Genomic DNA, 222 nt, shown 5'->3' on the forward strand with positions numbered 1-222 from the left:
CCCCAAATACAGCGGAACCGGCCACGATTACATTTGCCCCTGCTTTCAGGACTTCCTCTACGTTCTCCTGGTAAATGCCCCCGTCCACTTCCAGATCGATGGCCTGTCCGCTCTTCTCGATCATGCCCCGTACTTTCCGAATCTTTTCCAGGGACTCCACAATAAACTTCTGCCCGCCAAATCCCGGCTGGACGGACATGACAAGAATCATATCTGTCAGAT

Annotated in this window: 1 pseudogene; it reads right to left on the reverse strand. The window is 52.7% G+C overall.

Annotated features, from left to right (window positions below):
* Window positions 1-222 (reverse strand): annotated as a pseudogene (locus tag HJY11_RS14120) (ribulose-phosphate 3-epimerase); the annotation flags it as partial.

Origin of the sequence: Bittarella massiliensis (ex Durand et al. 2017) (genome assembly GCF_017566145.1) — a bacterium.
In the GTDB taxonomy this organism is placed as follows: Bacteria; Bacillota; Clostridia; order Oscillospirales; family Ruminococcaceae; genus Bittarella; species Bittarella massiliensis_A.